Genomic DNA, 16634 nt, shown 5'->3' on the forward strand with positions numbered 1-16634 from the left:
GCGGCGGCGCGCGAACTCACCCCAGCAGATTGCGTGCCGTGCGCATGAAGATCCTCGAGCCGATCGGGATCAAATCGTCGGGAAAGTCATAGTCCGGATTGTGGAGCGCCGGGTGGCGCTCGCCGGCGCCCAGGAAGAACATCGCCGACCTGGCGCTGTGGCCGAACAGGCCGAAATCCTCCGAGGCGCGCATCGGCAGGGCTTCTTCACCATGCACGACGCCTTCTTCCTGAAGCGCGCGTTGCAGGTGTTCCACCGCATCCGGCGCGTTGACGCTGGCGACGAAGATCTCGTGGTAATCCCAGCGCGCGGAAAGGCGGTGCCTGCCCGCGATCTCCCTTACCAGCGCCTCGGCGGCGGCGCAGAGGTCCGCCATGCGTTCGTCGCGGCGGGTGCGCAGCGTTGCCCAGACCTGCGCATGCGCGGGCGCGATGCCGAACACGGCTTCGCCCATTTCGGCGTGGGTGACGGTGACCATGGAGAAATCGTCGTCGGCGAAGGTAGCGCGGCCGAGCGCGGGCAGCGCCGGCATCAGCTCCGAGATCGCCGGCATGGGCGAAATACCGGTCTCCGGCATGGAGGAATGCGCGGTCTTGCCTTCCAGCACGATGCGCATGCCGCGCGAGGCGCAATTGACCACGCCAGGCTTGAGCCGCACCTCGCCGAACGGCACGCCGGGCAGATTGTGCAGCGAGAAGGCGAAATCCGGCGCGATCTCGCCGTAGCGGGGGTCGGCGACGACGCCGGCCGCGCCATTGCCGGTCTCCTCCGCCGGCTGGAACATCAGCACGACGCGGCCGCTGGCCGGGCGTTCGCGGCCGAGCTGCCGGCCAAGGGCGGCCAGGATCGCGGTGTGACCGTCATGGCCGCACATATGCGACTTGCCCGGCACCTGCGAGGCATGCGGCACGCCCGACAGTTCCTCGATCGGCAGCGCGTCGAGTTCGGAGCGGAACAGCACGGTGGGACCCGCCTTGCCGCTGTCATAGACCGCCGCCACGCCGTGTCCGCCCAATCCGGTCAGCACCTTGTCGGGGCCGGTATCACCGAGGAAGGAGACGACCTCTTGCGCCGTCTTCTCTTCTTCATTGGAGATTTCCGGCTGCCGATGCAGCTTGCGCCGCCACTCGGTGATCTCGACGATATCCCGGTTGGTGAGGGTCACGCTTTTCCTCCGCCGTTTGCCCTGATCGGCGCAGTGTCGCAAACGCCGCTAGCGTACGCGATTGGGGCAGAGCGCTTTGAACTGGTCCAGCGTGACATCGTATGACGAGGCGCCGGAGCCATCGAGTACCACATTGTCATCGATCGATGTGATCAGGTAGTCGGTGGTCACTTCCGTGCCCTTGTTGCGGCCCTGGAACAGCATGTTGGCGCCGTAGAAGGTGGTGAATTTGCCGGTCTTGCAGTTGGCGGTGATCTCGAAATGCAGCGGCGACTTCATTTCCGCGTCAATGCACTCCTTGGAGAAATCATGGCCATATTCGCGGCAGTAGACGCCCGCTTTGCGCCTGTCGTGCTTGGCCAGGATGCTGGCATGCGTGGAGCCGATGCCTGACTTTTTGACGATGGTCAGTTCCATCCCCACCTTGTTGCCGTAGTAGATCGTACCCGCTTGCGCCGCTGTCGCCAGGATCAAGGCGGGCAACACAACCAACAGATGTCGCATGGAACTCCTCCCTTTGACCGGGAAAGGATTCACGCCTGTGATCGTGCGGTCAAGGCCCAATGCACAACCGCCGCCGACGGGCATGTCATCGGCGGCGGCGGCGGGCACTTTCTTGAATGGCCTTATTGATTGATCTCGGGCTCGACGAGCTTGGCCAGGTTTCGCAGCGATTCCTGCCAGCCGAGATAGCAGGCCTCGACCGGGATGACGTCGGGAATGCCGGCCTGGATGATGTCGATTTCGGTGCCGACCGACACTTTTTTCAAGGTGATGGTCACCTGGATCTCGCCGGGCAAATTGGGGTCGTCGAACCGGTCGGTGTAGCGCAGGCGCTCGCCGGGAACGAGTTCGAGATACTCGCCGCCGAAGGCATGGCTGCCGCCTGTGGTGAAGTTGCGGAAGGACATCTTGAACGTGCCGCCAACCTTGGCCTCGAGATGATCGACCGTGCAGGTGAAGCCGTTCGGCGGCAGCCACTTGGCCAGCGCGTCGGCTTCGACGAAGGCGCGATAGACCTTCTCCGGGCTGGTGGTGAGAACGCGGTGCAGACGTACGGTTCCGGGCATATCGTGTCCTTTCATGATGCGTGTTCGATGTCCCAAGGACGAACGGGGCTTGACCGATCCGACACAGGCTCGCAGATTTTTTGAGAACCGGCGTCAATGCGGCCGTGCAGGGTTGGCGTACGGCAATTCCGGTTGATTTGGGACTCGATTTTGCGGCGGCTGGACCAATCGTCGCAAATGACGAACCGGATAGCCATTATGAGGAGAGTGTTTATAACGGTCGCTGAAATCGCGATATCCAAGGGGAGACGATGCGCTACATACGTCCGCTTTCAATCGAAGATGCCGTCGGCCAACTGGCCGGAGCGGCTGGCACGGCCGCCATACTGGCCGGAGGCAGCGACCTTCTGGTGAGGATGAAGGGAGGCTTTGTCGAGCCCGACCTGATCGTCGACATCAAGTCGATCGCGTCCTTGAGCGAAATCCGCGAAACGGCTGACGGTTTCAGCATCGGTGCGGCCGTTCCCTGCGCCGTGCTGGGCGAGAACACCGCCCTGAAGAAGGCATGGCCCGGCGTGGTCGAGGCGGCCAAGCTGATCGGCTCGAAGCAGGTTCAGGGACGCTGCACAATCACGGGCAATCTGTGCAACGCCTCGCCGGCGGCGGACAGCGTGCCCGCGCTGGTGGCGGCGGGTGCGAGGGCAGTGGTTGCCGGGCCTTCGGGCAAGCGCACCATCCCCGTCGAGGCCGTGCCGACCGGGCCGGGCAAGACCTCGCTCGCCAAGGGCGAGATCATCGAGGCGATCCTGCTCGACAGCCAAGCGCCGCGTTCGGGCGATGCCTATCTGCGCTTCATCCCGCGCACCGAGATGGACATCGCCGTGGTCAGCGCCGGGGTGAACCTGACGATCGACGAACACGGCGTCATCACAGCCGCCCGCGTGGCGCTGGGCGCCGCGGCGCCGACCGTGCTGCTGGTCGAGGAGGCCGCCGAGGCGCTTATCGGCAGGAAGCTGGACGAGGCGGCGCTTGAGCGGCTGGCAAAAGTCTGCGCCGGCGCCTGCCGCCCCATCGACGACAAGCGCGGTACCATCGAATTCAGACGGAAGGTTGCGGGTGTGCTGGCCAGACGTGCCGCCACATCAGCCTACGCACGTGCAGGAGGCAAATGATGGCTGGCATAGCAGTCTCGACGACAATCAATGGCGACAATATCGAATATCTCTGCCAGCCTGACGAGCCGTTGCTCGACGTGCTGCGCGACAGGCTCGGCCTGACGGGCGCCAAGGAAGGCTGCGGCACCGGCGATTGCGGCGCCTGCTCGATCATCCTCGACGACCGGCTGGTCTGCTCCTGCCTGGTGCTAGGCGCCGAGGCGGAAGGGCGGCGCATCGAGACCGTCGAAGGCATGGCGCATGGCGACCAGCTGCACACGCTGCAGCAGAAATTCCTCGAGCATGCCGCGCTGCAATGCGGCATCTGCACGCCGGGTTTCCTGATCGCGGCCAAGGACCTGCTGGCGAAAAACCCCGACCCGAGCGAGGAGGAAATCCGCTTCGGCCTCGCCGGCAACCTCTGCCGCTGCACCGGCTATGACAAGATCGTGCGCGCCGTCCAGGACGCGGCACATGTGATGAAGGGAGCCTGAAGATGAATTTCGATCCGCGTTTTTCCGGGCGTAAATTCACATCCGTCGGCACACGCCCCATCCGTCCCGACGGCGTCGACAAGGTGACGGGCCGCGCCCGCTACGGCGCCGACTTCAACATGGCCGGCCAGTTGGTCGGCCGCGTGCTGCGCAGCCCGCACGCGCATGCGGTCATCAGGAAGATCGACACGTCGAAGGCGGAAAAGCTGAACGGCGTGAAGGCGGTCATCACGGCGAAAGACCTGCCGGACCTGACCGATGGCGATGCCGCCATGTACGACATCCTCGACAATTGCATGGCGCGCACCAAGGCGCTCTATGACGGCCATGCGGTGGCCGCTGTCGCCGCCGTCGACGCCCGCACGGCCCGGCAGGCGCTGAAGCTGATCGAGGTCGACTACGAGATCCTGCCGCATGTCACCGATGTCGACGAGGCGATGCAGCACCACGCCCCGCTGATCAACGACACGATCTTCACCGAGGGGCTGGAGGAAAAGCCGGTAAAACCCTCCAACGTCACCAAGCGCAGCCAGTTCGGCCATGGCGACGTCCACCAGGGCTTTGGCCACGCCGACTTCATCGTCGAGCGCTCCTTCAAGACCGAGCAGACGCACCAGGGCTATATCGAGCCGCATGCCTGCGTGGCGAGCGTCTCTTCCGACGGCACCGCTGACCTGTGGGTCTGCACGCAGGGCCATTTCGTCTACCGCCAGCACTGCGCCCAGCTGCTCGGCATGGAAGCCTCGAAACTGCGCGTCACCTCCTCCGAGATCGGCGGCGGCTTCGGCGGCAAGACCCATGTCTGGGCCGAGCCGGTGGCGCTTGCCTTGTCACGCAAGGCCGGACGGCCGGTGAAGCTGGTGATGACCCGCGACGAGGTGTTCCGCGCCTCGGGTCCGACCAGCGCCACCTCGATCGACGTCAAGATCGGCGCCCGCAAGGACGGCACCATCACCGCGGCGGAAGCGACGCTGCGCTATTCCTGCGGCCCCTATGCCGGCGCCTGGGCCGAGATCGGCGCCATGACGGCGTTCGCCTGCTACAAGCTCGATAACGTCAAGACGGTCGGCTACGAAGTGCTGGTCAACCGGCCGAAGACCGCGGCCTATCGCGCGCCGTCGGCGCCGATGGCGGCCTTCGCGGTGGAAAGTGCGGTCGACGAGCTCGCCAAGGAGCTCGGCATGGATCCGGTCGACTTCCGCATCAAGAACGCCGCGCAGGAAGGCACGCGCTCGTCCTACGGTCCGGTCTACGGACCGATCGGCATCGGCCCGACGCTGGAAGCGGTGAAGAACCATCCGCACATGAAGGCGCCGCTGAAGAAGAACCAGGGCAGGGGCATGGCCTGCGGCTTCTGGTTCAATTTCGGCGGACAGACCTGCGTGGACCTCAACATCGGCATGGACGGCTCGGTGTCGCTCGCCGTCGGCACGGTGGACGTGGGCGGCTCGCGCGCCTCGCTGTCGCTGGTGGCGGCGGAAGAGCTCGGCATCGACTACACCCAGCTCAAGGCGATCGTCGCCGATACGTCCTCCCTCGGTTATAACGACATGACCGACGGCAGCCGCGGCACCTTCTCCTCCTCCATGGCGACGATCTCGGCCGCCCGCAACGCTATTCTGATCCTGCGTGAGCGCGCAGCGCAGATGTGGGATATCCCGGTCGACGACGTGATCTGGGAAAAGGGCCATGCCATCGCCAAGGGCGAGAAGTACGGCAACCTCGCGGCGCTCTCGCTGAAGGAGATCGCGGCGCAGTCCGGCAAGACCGGCGGGCCGATCGCCGGCCACAGCGAGCTCGTCGCCGACGGCGCCGGCGTTTCCTTCGCCACCCATATATGCGACATCGAGGTCGACCCGGAGACCGGCTCGACCAGGGTGATCCGCTACACGGTGGTGCAGGATGCCGGCAAGGCGGTGCACCCGACCTATGTCGAGGGCCAGTACCAGGGCGGTGCGGCGCAAGGCATCGGCTGGGCGCTCAACGAGGAGTATATTTACGGCAAGGACGGAAGGCTGCAGAACGCCGGCTTCCTTGACTACCGCATCCCGGTCTGCTCCGACCTGCCGATGATCGACACGCAGATCCTGGAAATCCCCAACCCCAACCACCCCTATGGCGTGCGCGGCGTCGGCGAAACCTCGATCGTGCCGCCGCTGGCGGCGATCGCCAACGCGGTGTCGAACGCGGCGGGCGTGCGCATGACGCATATTCCAATGTCGCCGCCGCGCATCCTGGCGGCGATCGAGGCAGAACGGGGCTAGGGCGGAGTTTCGGGCCAGTGGTCGAAGTCACCCTCTGGGGCGCGCTCGGCCAGCTCGCCGGCGGCAAGAGCAAGGTCGAGGTCGAAGCCAAGGACATCAGGGAACTGTTCAGGAAACTGGCTGAACAGTATCCCGGGTTCGAGCCGTGGATCGATCGTGGGATTGCCGTGGCGATCGATGGGGTGATTTATCGGGATACTTGGGGGAAGGAATTGCCGCCGGGGGCGGAGATTTTTTTGTTGCCGCGGTTGGCTGGGGGGTGAGGGGGGCAGGCGGATCGCGCCGTCATTGATGATCCTGGCTACTGGAGATGACGGGCGCCGTTTCTTGAGAGCTCGCCCGCTGATGTGCAGTGGGTAATTTGTCTAAAGGCTAGATCTAGGGTGAAGAATCTTCGCCTCGAACTGGTCGGTGAACTGGTCTATTACTGCAGTCCCGAAAAAGTATTCGCTGTTGTACCACCGGCGATGTTTTGACACGCCGTCCAGCGCAAACCTATACGCCAGTTGGCGCTCTATGTTCGAAAAGCCGGCAGAGACCATCTCGATTGTAGGCATCCAATCGTAGAGGTAGCGACATTCGTCCAGGATCGTCATGTCCATAAACATGGGCGTATCTTTTGCTTGGTAGCGCCATCGCCGGGTCATTTCGACATTGACATGATAGGGTACTGCGATCTGCCGGAACAACAGCTCTACAATCTGGTGCCCTAGCACAAGGTCGCAGAATTGATAGTAGTCTTGAAAGTTGTGTTCATTGACCACCTTGGCGAGGGGAGCAGTCAGAAAGGCATCGGCATCCATGTGGGCTAGCATTGAAAAGGTTATTTCGCAGGTGTTCCGGATTAGCCCATCCTTTTGCCCGTCCGTCCGAAGTTGTGACAGGAAGAGATCAGCGAAGGATGCGAAATCCGCATCGAGGTTCACCAATTGGGGGTAGTTCTCGTCCTTGGCATTTGTCTTCTTATCCAAAGCGGCAAATGCCCAGAGAACTGGGTACTGGCCGGCGTCCACGACAATGTCGCCACCGCCGCCTTCTTCCGTATCCACGAAGTGAAACGCTGACTCCACGAGCGCGTTGCTTTCTGCCTCCGGCATCTTCCTGAAAAAGTTGGCGTAAATTCTGCTATTTTTGGGGAAGCGGTTATAGGGCGATATGAAACTGGCCTGATCCATCAGCACGCGTGTAACAAACTGGCCGTAGTAATCTTCAAGATCGGCAGACACGATAGCTAGCCAATCGTCGAAATCATGTCCCTGTGCAATTGGACCCTCAGGGGTGGTGCCGGCATCTCCTTCAAGAAATTCCTTGGGGTAGAGATAGCAGGCCACCAATTTTGCCAACAGGGCGCGACCAACGGCGTCACCAGCCTCCGTGGGTAGAGCGACGTTCGTGATCAGCGCCCCAGGCGAATTTAAAGCATGACGAGCCAGTACCCTCGATATCACTAGCAAAGTCTTTTGCTTTTTGTTGCGGCTGGGCAGAGGCCCGCAAAAATCCAGGTAGATGATGTCGAAGCGCATCGGCGAGGCCTCGAGAAACGTATCGATGCCGCCATTTATGATCTTGATGAAAGGGAATTCCGATGCGAGTGCCGAGGCCACTGCCTTGTCGTGAACGTCGGCATCGGATTCAAAGGCCCAAATATTTTCTGGAAGAATGCCAGCGGCGCAGAACACACGAAGATCATTTTCAGGGTTAGGGCCGCACAGGTAGGCCACTTTGAGATTCCTCGCGTCTCTCGCCTGAGTAACGGAGTCGTAGAATGCCTCCCAACGGTCGATCGTCTCGTCACTCAGCTGTGCGGCTGCACTAGCGTCATAGTCACCGCGTGAGACAAGCAAGTCTCGCACTTCGCGAACATAACTTCGGCGACATAATGTGGCGTCAGTACGGTCTTTGGTGAGTGCCGCTATTGCACTGCCGATCACCTGTTGACGAGCCAGTACCTTTTGGGGCTCCGCGTATTCAGCTGTCATACGAAATGACCAGCAGACAATGGGATTTGAAACACGGATTTTCTCCTAGTGCCGCAACCAAGAAGAGGGTCGCTGTCCTCAGATTCGGCATTTCTCGCGACAAATGGCTGGTCTGTATACTAGTGAATGAACGCTTGGTCTTCATCGATTATTATTCGTCAGAATGACTCACGAGGACAACGCGTAGCGACGTTCACGCCTCTGGAAAGCATCCGTTCCGCCTTCGAGGATTCGGCAAGTCTTCTGCCGTATGCCAGAGCCGTCTGCATTGCTGTTCTCAAGAGAGCTGGCCGCATAGCTGATGCGAGGTAGCCCGTTCTCGCCGACAACGGCTGTGGCCACCACAACCTGATCCGAATCGCCGTTCACGACGAGGTTCGGATTGTGCGTAATCAGTATGATCTGACGTCGCTTCTTCGCTGAACGGAAGTAGGTGGTGAGCAGCTCGAAGATTGACTCGTTGTCAAGATTCTCATCGGGTTGGTCTACAATCAGGGGCCTAGTATCCCGCTCGTCCAATCCTAGGTAGAGGATCAACAGCACGATGCCTTTTGTACCGGGAGATAGCTTCTCCATATCAGTTCCGCGATACTTCAGACCGTAATTCAGGCTCACATGCTGAACATCGTAAAGCCAGTTGAGCAGGTCACTGAGGGTCACACCCGTTCTTAGGTAAGCACCAGGCAACAATTGTTGCGACCGAAATGCTTGCATGAAGCTCTCGTGCGCTTCACGAATCTTGCTCGGATCCCCGGAGGCCCAAGCCGGGACAAGGACCTGACGAGCCTTCCTTGCTAACTCAGTCATGGTGCCGTACGGTAAGGTCCGGCGCTGATCCATAAGCTGGCCACCGCGTTCCAGCCATCTTGCCAAATCTACCTCCCACCTAATGGAAAACTTCAAGTCCTGCTCGTGCTCACGATCCGCAAGTTTTTGGTGAACAGGCTTGTAGAGATTTTCGAGAGTCTTTTGCTCTTCTGCGAGATTGCTGAAGTAAGATACGTAGCTATCCAGGCGACGGGTTCGAGATGCGGCTACGTCCGACTGCAGGCTATCTCGCTGCGCAATCTCAGCTTCGAGCCTTGCCATCTCCACAGCGATTGCAGCGAGACGAGTCTGAATAGCCTTGACCCGCTCGTGGCGAGCCTTGTCAGCCGATTCGAGTCTGGAAAGCCGTTCAATCTCAGCGCTCACGTACCGCACTGTATTTGATGCCGGATTAGCTTCCGCTCCATCCAATGCTGAAACCTGTGACGCCAATTGGGCATCGCGCGCCTTGAGCTTACTCTCGTACCGATCATCAAATTTGGGAATGAAGAGCTCATGGTCTGCTTCAGTAATAGAGGCGGCGTCCAGTAACGGCACGATCTCCAGGCGATATCGCTGAATGTCGCGAGCCATACCTTGGACACGCCCGCGCACGTCCACAATCTTCTGCCGCCGCTGCTTGAGAGCGCCAATCTTGTTTTGAAGGTCGCTGAGCAAAGTCCGGGCTTGTTGAAGATTCTTTTGTGTTTGCGCCTCCCCAGCGGTAGTGGGCTGCGGCATCTGCTTCATTAGTCCAACGGCTTCCACCTTCAGTTTGTCGCAGGCCTGAATCTTTTCCGGAATCTTGTTCAAAGCGGCGCGTTGGACGATCTCGTCGCGGATTAACCTGCCAATGTCCTCGCGTAGCCGATCGCCCTGAGCAGTTGTCGTTTCCGTACGGGCGTCACGAAGTTCCTGAAAGGTCGACGCGTTAAGTGTATCTGTCGGGTCAAGCGCGTTGAAGATGACGGCCTCGATTTCACGCACGAGGTCGTCACCCAAGGTATCGTCCGCGCACAACTTCTCTACAAAGCGTTGTGACAGGAACCTGACACGCCCGTTGGAGGGCACAGTGTCGGAGAGTACGACCGTTGTTTCATCTCCGTCGGCCCACTTCAGCGCGATGGACATTCCTGCCAGGTACTGACCGGCGCGACTGATGAAGCTTCCGTCTGTCGGCTCCCAGCTTCCTGCCCCGAAGGCGATCAGTTCGGCAAGCGCGGATTTTCCGGAGCCTTTCTGGCCGATGATCGATACAAGGCCACTGTTCAGCGGGATCGAATTTTTGTCGAACCAACCGCCGGCGCTAGAGAGGGTCACCGTATCGATGACGCGGGCTTGATCATGATAGATTGGTGGCGTCGGACCAATATAGACGCGTTCGCTAGGTTCAAGCAGGATTTGCCGCAACCCATCAAAGTTTGGATCGGCTTTGATCCAGCAGAATCGGTCGTCCTCAGGTTTGAACAGGTCGCTTAGCTTGTGGGCGTCTGAGCCATGGACGCACGGCTTTGGTCCCCCCAGCTTCTGCATAAACTCCACATCTTGCGGACTACCGGTTGATCCGAGCCAAAACTTTGCTTCCTTCGGGCGCCCGGAGAAGATCACGTGACTCAATCGCGTAATCTCCTCACGCATTGCGGCCCACCCACCGTCCAACAGGAAGCCGGAGAGACCATCCTTGTTGCCGGAGACCGCAACCAGCGAATTGGCAACCAGCCACGGTTCACCATTGAACCATTCGCGAAAGCTGCTGAAGTCAATTTTGAATTGCTCGACGCCCTTGGACAGCGCTTCCTTATTCGACGAGATTGTCTCGTCGATTGCTCGTCCGAGCGCCATCAACTGATCCGGCGTACACGAGTAGCGCTGTTTGTTATACTGCCAATGAAGTCGGGCGAGTGCGTTATTGATGTGCTGCTCGTGGGCGGGATCCTCCGGTGACACCAAAAGATGGATATTGACCGCGGTGTCTTTGTCGGTCGGCGGAGCAAGTCGGAACTCGATGTTCGGCAAAAGGTAGTCAACGTTATTCAGGCGACCAGCTTGCTTGTATGCGAGCATCTTTGAGTAATTCGTGAGCAGAAGATAATCCGTCAATCCAATGACGCTGACCTCTGTCTGGCTCTCAATCGCAGTGACGTACTCATCCCAGCTGCCGTACTGGTCGTTCACTGCCGTATCTGGCGTGTGAGCATGTAAATCCCAGCGTCGCCAAAGCGAACCGCGTTCAAGCATAATTGCCCCCAAATTTCGAGTAGTATGACTGCTCAAATACTTTCCGTGAAGCACAATCTAATCGGGCGGCGTACGTGGTCTGGATGCAGCAGGACGGTTTCGGGCGCTTTCCGACGCGTCCTTTTGCATCGTATGATTGGCACCCAAAATTATGAGTTTAGTGCTGCCAGTTTGTCTTCTCGCAGTTGAAGGTTTGACTAGTGATTTCCGCTAGAGAAGCAGAATGGCGGGCCACCCAGACTCGAACGTGGGCACGCTACCAAGCGTTCGTATTTGATGCAGTCACGAGATCCTACGGCACGGACTATGGCTGCCTTCAAGGTGCGACGAAGCTTAGCGCTACAAACGAGATGTGGTGCATTGTCGCTGGTCAGCTATGGGCCTGAAGCAATCGGGCGGTTTCGGCGTTCGCATGGGAACCGAAGTTAGGGTCTACACATGTCCCGTCTGCAGCGCTGCAGTTACGTTCGCTTTCCACCTCACAGCAGAAACGTCTGCCTCTCCCTTAGCGTCGCCGATAGGCGCGATCCCTTCTTCGATCTCGTCTCTGACCGCGAGCATCGCATCCCCGGCACCCCTTCCAGCATCGAGCGCAGCAGTTCCGCCTGGCCAACCAGCACCGCGTCCTTCTCCGCCAGCGTGCCGGCTTCCAGGCGGTAGCGCTGGGCCATGCGGTCGTTTTCAGGCACCGGCTGGTGGCGGATCAGGCCTTCGAGCGCGCCGGCCTCGCGGCCCGCTCGAGTGTCTGGGCGTTCGCGACCATTCCGTTTCCGCCGAAGCCAGCCGTCGAATTGTTGAAGCTTTATCGTCGCCCATAGGTTATCCCCTAACCAACACCATTCGACACGGAGTTACGACCCATTGAGCGTAGCCTTTGCCAAGGAAGAAAGTGCGGAGGCGGCATCGGAAACCGTCCTGCCGGCTCGGCCTATCTCCGATCGGATCAACCTCGTCACAGAGGCGGGCCTCAAGATGCTGCATGATGAATTGGCTCGCGCCCGGCAGGCGCTCGAGGCCGCAAGCGTGCTGGAAGATGTCAACGAGAGGCGGCGACAGTCGGCGGTTCCGGTTCGCGACGTCACCTATTATGCCGAGCGCGTCCGTACGGCTCAGCTTGTGCCTGTGCCGACGTCCAATGACGTGATCGCCTTCGGGCACACCGTTACCTTCGCGCGTGATGATGGCCGCACCCAGACCTTCCGCATCGTCGGCGAGGATGAGGCCAACCCGGCGCAAGCGTCCATCTCGCATGGTTCGCCGGTGGCGATCGCGCTGATTGGCAAGAGCGTTGGCGATGTTGTCCAGCTGGGGCCGCGCGAACTCGAGATCCTGTCCATTTCCTAGCGGACCACCCCCGCAGCCTGCGCCCGCATATACGCCAGCGCCGCAACCGCCAGATCGCCCACGGCCATCCCCCGGAACACAAACGCCGTGGCCTCACCTGCGCTCTGCCGCCCCGCAAAGTCACCGCAGACCAGGCCCGTCAGGTCGCCGGCGACCAGTGCTGCGTCGACCATGGGTTTGGGCATTTTCTTTTCCTGCTCCAGGTCGTCGACGACGATGCGGTCGAAGCGGCGCATGGTTTCGGGCAGCCAGGGCAGTGCGAGGTCGGTGATCGCGGTGAAGCTTCCCGGTTTCAGCCAGTTGGCGTCGAGGAACGGTTCGGGTTCAGGCACCAGGGTCACCGTCGTCACCACCATGTCGGCGCCGTCCACCGCTTCCCTTGCCGTGTCGCAGGGGATTGCTTCCAGGCCGCGCGAGCGCGCCATTTCGCACAGCGCGTCGCGATTGCTTTTGCCGCGACCGAAGGCGCGGATTTCGCGCAGGGGAAAGAGGTCGGCGAAGGCTTCCAAATGGCCGCGCGCTTGCACCCCGCAGCCGATGAAGGCGACGGATGATGAATCGGCCCGGGCCATGCGCCTTGCGGCGACGGCGCTCAGGCCCGCCGTGCGCTTGGCCGTCACCCAATTGCCGTCGACCAGGGCCAGCGGCAGGCCGGTCTCGGCGTCGAGCAGGCTGATCAGCGAATTGATCGTGGCCAGTCCGCGCGCGGCGTTGCGCGGGTTCACCACCAGCGACTTGGTGGCCAGCACGGATGGCACGGAGGCGACGCCGAGCGTGGCCATGAAGTAGCGGTCGTCGCCCGGCCACACGGCGGCCTTGGGCGCGCACCAGACTTCGCCGCGCCTCTGGCCGATGATCTGGCGTTCGATCTCGTCGACCACATCGGGCGTGGAGATCGCCAGGCGGTCGAGAACCGCCGACGACAGATAGGGCAGCGTTTCGGCGGCCGGGGACTGGTTGTTCATCTTGTCATGTTCCCTAGAGCATGATGCCGAAAAGTGTGAAGCGGTTTTCGGACGACATCATGCTCTATCTGTTTGATTTTAGAGACGGATTCAGATTTCAGGTCGATTCGACCTGAAATCATCCGGCTCTAGGAGATCGTCAGATTACACGATGCGCGCGCGGCCGAAAGCCTGCGCCGCGAGCGGCGTGTGCAAGGTCAGGCCGCGCTGCCGCTCTGACGCCTTGCGGCGGGGTCGAAGAGCGCTTCCGCCGCCAGCATCCGGCTGGAATGGGCCGCTTCATAGGCAAGCGCCTCGGGCGCGGGGAGGGCGGGCGAGAACAGGAAGCCTTGCGCGACCAGGCAGTCGAGCGAGCGCAGGATCAGGCGGTCGGCTTCCGTCTCGACCCCCTCGGCCATCACCTCTATGCCCAGCGTGCGGCCGAGATCGATGACCGTCCTGACCAGCGCCTGGTCCTCCACGGACTTGGCCAGGTCGCGCACGAAATGCTTGTCGATCTTGATCTTGCGGATGCGGCTGTCCTTCAGCGCGACCAGGGTCGAAAAGCCGGTGCCGAAATCGTCGAGCACGATCGATATGCCTGCGTCGGCGAGGCGGCCGATCTTCTCGTCGACCCGGTCGCGGTCTACCGGCGCTTCCTCGGTGATCTCGATCTCCAGCATCGCCGCGGGCAGGTTCCTGGCCTTCAGCATGTCCAGGATCATGTCGTCGACATTGCCCGCCTCGAGCTCGCGCGGCGACAGGTTCATCGCGACCCGGACATCGCCGCGGCCGCTCCCCGCCAGTGCCTCGATCATGGCGCAGCAATTGCCGAACACCGTTTCCGTCAGCAGCGGCAGCAGGCCGGTCTCGCGTGCCGCGGTGACGATCTCGGGCGGCGAGATCGCCCCATGGAGCGGGTGCTGCCAGCGCAGCAGCGCCTCGAAGCCGACCACCGCGCTGGTATCCAGACGCACCAGCGGCTGGAACCATGAGCAGAGCGCGCCGGCCTCGATGGCGCCGCGCAGGTCGCGCTCGATGCAGTGCTTGCGCTCCAGCGCCTGGTCGAGCCCGGCATCGAAGATGCAGTATTCGTTCCTGCCCTTGCGCTTGGCCGCATAGAGCGCGAAATCGGCCCGCAGCAGCATTTCCGTCAATCGTGGATTGTCCGAAACGTAGATGCCGACCGAGGCGCCGACGCACACCGAATTCAACGCCGGATCCGGTTGCGCGATCGCCGCGATGAGTGCGCCGGCGAGCGCCCCGGCCGCATGCGCGGATCGCGCGGCGGAAAACAGCAGCACGAACTCGTCGCCGCCGATGCGCGCGATCGTGGCGCCCTGCGGCGCATGGTCTTCGATCCTGCGCGCGACCTTGACCAGCAGGTCGTCGCCGATGTTGTGGCCATAGGTGTCGTTGACGGATTTGAAGCCGTCGAGGTCGATCAGCATGGTCACGAACGGGCCGTCGGAAGGCCCGAGCTGTCGGATTGCCTGCTCGAGCCCGTACCGGTTGAGCAGATTCGTCAGCGGATCGCGCCTGGAATTGCGGTCCATCTCGGCGGCGAATTCCCGCGCCTCGTATTTGAGGCGGCTCGTCTCGCGGAAGCTGGCCTGCCCGATCAGCGCGCTCCTGACCATTCCGCCGAGGAACAGCACGATGGTGAAGGCCAGGACGTAGTTCTCGATACCGCCCCTGGCCAGCACGCATCCGGCGGCGACCAGAAGCGGCAGCGTCATGAAATTGATCGCCGCCGGCGTGTACGAGGCCGAGTAGGTGACGGAACCGGCCGACAGGCCCGCGAGCACGATCAGATAGAGCGGCGCCTGCGCGGTGGTGTATCCGTCCGCCAGCACGGCCAGGAAAGACCAGGCAATGCCGGACGCCAGCGCCAATGCGCCGTAAAGGGAAAGCCGGGCGCTGACCGGCCTCGGGCCGCTCCCGGAAATGTCGGGCTGGGCGGCGGCAAGCGCCAGGCGCGCGCTGTTGATGATGCTGACCGCGGCGAACCACAGCACCACGGCAAGGCCGCCATGCGAAAGCATCTGCACGGCCAGGATCAGCGCCGACAGCACCGTGGCGATCGGCATGGAAATGAAGACCCCTTTCCGCAGATCAGCGAACTGATCGCGGAGGATCCCCGTTGCCACGGCTTCGCTCTGCCCCCGGGGAGAGGGGCCAGCAAACAAGCGCTCGAAATGCCCTGCCATGGCATCGTGGTTAGGGCAGTGGAATGAAAATCGTGTTAAGGATTTCAGCGGTTTACGGCGTATCTCTCAAATAAAGGCAGGCAGCGGGCCGTGGCGGAGCATCGCAGGAAGCGTCCATGACCTCGTGTCCTGCGTGCCCCGGTTTCGAGACAAAAGCCGGAGAAATTTGGCTTCGGCGCAGGTTTGACTGGCGCGCGGATGCCGAGCATCTATACTGGCAGGACCAAGCGAGTGGGGGGTCGCCATGAGCAAAGAGTTCAGTGTCGCCGACGCCTATGGCACGGGCCGCGCCGTCTTCATGGGACTTGAGCTGCTCGTCGCGCCCGGTGCGCTCGTGCCTCGGCCCGAGACGGAGTTGCTCGGCGCGACGGCGCTTGGTGTCTTGCATCAGATGAACCTGCCGGCACCGCGCATCATCGACATGTGCTGCGGCGCCGGCAACCTGGCCTGTGCCATCGCCCACCGCGTGCCAGCCGCACGCGTCTGGGCGAGCGACCTCACCGATGGATGCGTCGAGGCGACACGACGCAACGCCGCCCATCACGGCATGGCCGACCGCGTCTCGGTGCATCAGGGCGATCTGTTCGGCGCCCTCTCGGGCCAGGAACTTGACGGGACGATCGACGTGATCGTCTGCAATCCGCCCTACATTTCGGAAAAGCGGCTCGAGGGCGACCGCGCGCATCTGGTCGAGCTCGAACCGCGTGAAGCGTTCGCGGCCGGCCCTTACGGCCTCAGCATCCATATGCGGGTGGTGAAGGACGCGCCGCGATATTTACGGCCCGGCGGCGTCCTGCTCTTCGAGGTCGGCCTTGGCCAGGACCGGCAGGTGATGGCCCTGCTGGAGCGCAGCAAGGCATATGAGAACATCCGCGCCGTCTCCAATGAAGCCGGCGAGGGGCGGGTGGTGCTGGGGCAAGCCAAAGCGCAGGCGTGAGCCGTGCGGAACGCCCGAGCAATTCCAGAAAAACTCAGTAGCGGTCTGTCGCTCGAAATTGCGTGAAAACAAGGGGATAGAGCGCTTC

The 16634-nt window shown here is 61.7% G+C and carries 14 protein-coding genes; 6 read left to right on the plus strand and 8 right to left on the minus strand.

The window, feature by feature from the left end:
- Positions 1 to 16: 16 nt before the first annotated feature.
- From AC07UC_RS14610 to AC07UC_RS14620, 3 genes are all read right to left on the minus strand, one after another.
- A complete protein-coding gene (locus AC07UC_RS14610) occupies positions 17 to 1165 on the minus strand; it encodes an amidohydrolase (protein WP_494906499.1) in 1149 nt (382 codons plus the stop codon).
- A 48-nt stretch (positions 1166 to 1213) separates the two neighbouring features.
- Positions 1214 to 1669, minus strand: a complete 456-nt coding sequence (locus AC07UC_RS14615) for a hypothetical protein (protein WP_494906500.1) — start codon at positions 1667 to 1669, stop codon at positions 1214 to 1216.
- Between the two features lie 122 nt (positions 1670 to 1791).
- On the minus strand, positions 1792 to 2235 hold the full coding sequence (locus AC07UC_RS14620) for an SRPBCC family protein (RefSeq protein WP_494906501.1): 444 nt from the start codon (positions 2233 to 2235) through the stop codon (positions 1792 to 1794).
- Between the two features lie 251 nt (positions 2236 to 2486).
- Here AC07UC_RS14620 and AC07UC_RS14625 point away from each other — a divergent pair, with 251 nt between their 5' ends.
- From AC07UC_RS14625 to AC07UC_RS14640, 4 genes are read left to right on the plus strand one after another with little or no spacing between them, the layout of a single operon-like run.
- Entirely contained in the window at positions 2487 to 3347 is an 861-nt protein-coding gene (locus AC07UC_RS14625; RefSeq protein WP_494906502.1) for an FAD binding domain-containing protein, read from the plus strand.
- Positions 3347 to 3823: a (2Fe-2S)-binding protein gene (locus tag AC07UC_RS14630; RefSeq protein WP_140774225.1), complete on the plus strand. Its 477-nt coding sequence runs from the start codon at positions 3347 to 3349 to the stop codon at positions 3821 to 3823. The genes AC07UC_RS14625 and AC07UC_RS14630 overlap by 1 nt, the downstream gene beginning before the upstream one ends.
- A gap of 2 nt (positions 3824 to 3825) precedes the next feature.
- Positions 3826 to 6087 carry a xanthine dehydrogenase family protein molybdopterin-binding subunit gene (locus AC07UC_RS14635; RefSeq protein ID WP_494906503.1) on the plus strand — a complete coding sequence of 754 codons (2262 nt, stop codon included), beginning with the start codon at positions 3826 to 3828 and terminating at the stop codon, positions 6085 to 6087.
- A 17-nt stretch (positions 6088 to 6104) separates the two neighbouring features.
- A complete protein-coding gene (locus tag AC07UC_RS14640) occupies positions 6105 to 6350 on the plus strand; it encodes a MoaD/ThiS family protein (RefSeq protein WP_140613542.1) in 246 nt (81 codons plus the stop codon).
- Positions 6351 to 6452: 102 nt separating this feature from the next.
- Here the strand turns inward: AC07UC_RS14640 and AC07UC_RS14645 are convergent, their stop codons facing one another.
- From AC07UC_RS14645 to AC07UC_RS14655, 3 genes are all read right to left on the minus strand, one after another.
- Positions 6453 to 8066, minus strand: coding sequence for a hypothetical protein (locus AC07UC_RS14645; protein WP_494906504.1), 1614 nt, complete (start codon positions 8064 to 8066; stop codon positions 6453 to 6455).
- Between the two features lie 168 nt (positions 8067 to 8234).
- The gene (locus tag AC07UC_RS14650) at positions 8235 to 11111 is read right to left on the minus strand and encodes a TrlF family AAA-like ATPase (RefSeq protein ID WP_494906505.1); all 2877 of its coding nucleotides are present in this window, start codon (positions 11109 to 11111) and stop codon (positions 8235 to 8237) included.
- A gap of 479 nt (positions 11112 to 11590) precedes the next feature.
- Entirely contained in the window at positions 11591 to 11782 is a 192-nt protein-coding gene (locus AC07UC_RS14655) for a hypothetical protein (RefSeq protein WP_494906506.1), read from the minus strand.
- Positions 11783 to 11972: 190 nt separating this feature from the next.
- Between AC07UC_RS14655 and greA the strand changes: the two genes are divergently transcribed.
- Positions 11973 to 12455, plus strand: a complete 483-nt coding sequence (gene greA, locus AC07UC_RS14660; protein ID WP_494906507.1) for a transcription elongation factor GreA — start codon at positions 11973 to 11975, stop codon at positions 12453 to 12455.
- Here greA and AC07UC_RS14665 read toward each other — a convergent pair.
- Both AC07UC_RS14665 and AC07UC_RS14670 read right to left on the minus strand, forming a co-directional pair.
- Positions 12452 to 13420 carry an ornithine cyclodeaminase family protein gene (locus AC07UC_RS14665; protein ID WP_494906508.1) on the minus strand — a complete coding sequence of 323 codons (969 nt, stop codon included), beginning with the start codon at positions 13418 to 13420 and terminating at the stop codon, positions 12452 to 12454. The genes greA and AC07UC_RS14665 overlap by 4 nt on opposite strands.
- A gap of 197 nt (positions 13421 to 13617) precedes the next feature.
- Positions 13618 to 15489 (minus strand): putative bifunctional diguanylate cyclase/phosphodiesterase, encoded by a 1872-nt coding sequence (locus AC07UC_RS14670; RefSeq protein WP_494906509.1) that lies wholly within the window; start codon positions 15487 to 15489, stop codon positions 13618 to 13620.
- A 364-nt stretch (positions 15490 to 15853) separates the two neighbouring features.
- Here AC07UC_RS14670 and AC07UC_RS14675 point away from each other — a divergent pair, with 364 nt between their 5' ends.
- The gene (locus AC07UC_RS14675) at positions 15854 to 16546 is read left to right on the plus strand and encodes a N5-glutamine methyltransferase family protein (RefSeq protein ID WP_494906510.1); all 693 of its coding nucleotides are present in this window, start codon (positions 15854 to 15856) and stop codon (positions 16544 to 16546) included.
- Positions 16547 to 16634: the final 88 nt, after the last annotated feature.

It is taken from the genome of Mesorhizobium sp. GW821-FHT04C10, assembly GCF_059420305.1.

Bases quoted from the DNA above. Each gene is read 5' to 3' on its own strand.
- AC07UC_RS14615 (WP_494906500.1), bottom strand. From the start codon at position 1,669: ATGCGACATCTGTTGGTTGTGTTGCCCGCCTTGATCCTGGCGACAGCG.
- AC07UC_RS14620 (WP_494906501.1), bottom strand. From the start codon at position 2,235: ATGCCCGGAACCGTACGTCTGCACCGCGTTCTCACCACCAGCCCGGAG.
- AC07UC_RS14625 (WP_494906502.1), top strand. From the start codon at position 2,487: ATGCGCTACATACGTCCGCTTTCAATCGAAGATGCCGTCGGCCAACTG.
- AC07UC_RS14630 (WP_140774225.1), top strand. From the start codon at position 3,347: ATGGCTGGCATAGCAGTCTCGACGACAATCAATGGCGACAATATCGAA.
- AC07UC_RS14635 (WP_494906503.1), top strand. From the start codon at position 3,826: ATGAATTTCGATCCGCGTTTTTCCGGGCGTAAATTCACATCCGTCGGC.
- AC07UC_RS14645 (WP_494906504.1), bottom strand. From the start codon at position 8,066: ATGACAGCTGAATACGCGGAGCCCCAAAAGGTACTGGCTCGTCAACAG.
- AC07UC_RS14650 (WP_494906505.1), bottom strand. From the start codon at position 11,111: ATGCTTGAACGCGGTTCGCTTTGGCGACGCTGGGATTTACATGCTCAC.
- AC07UC_RS14655 (WP_494906506.1), bottom strand. From the start codon at position 11,782: ATGGCCCAGCGCTACCGCCTGGAAGCCGGCACGCTGGCGGAGAAGGAC.
- AC07UC_RS14665 (WP_494906508.1), bottom strand. From the start codon at position 13,420: ATGAACAACCAGTCCCCGGCCGCCGAAACGCTGCCCTATCTGTCGTCG.
- AC07UC_RS14670 (WP_494906509.1), bottom strand. From the start codon at position 15,489: ATGCCGATCGCCACGGTGCTGTCGGCGCTGATCCTGGCCGTGCAGATG.
- AC07UC_RS14675 (WP_494906510.1), top strand. From the start codon at position 15,854: ATGAGCAAAGAGTTCAGTGTCGCCGACGCCTATGGCACGGGCCGCGCC.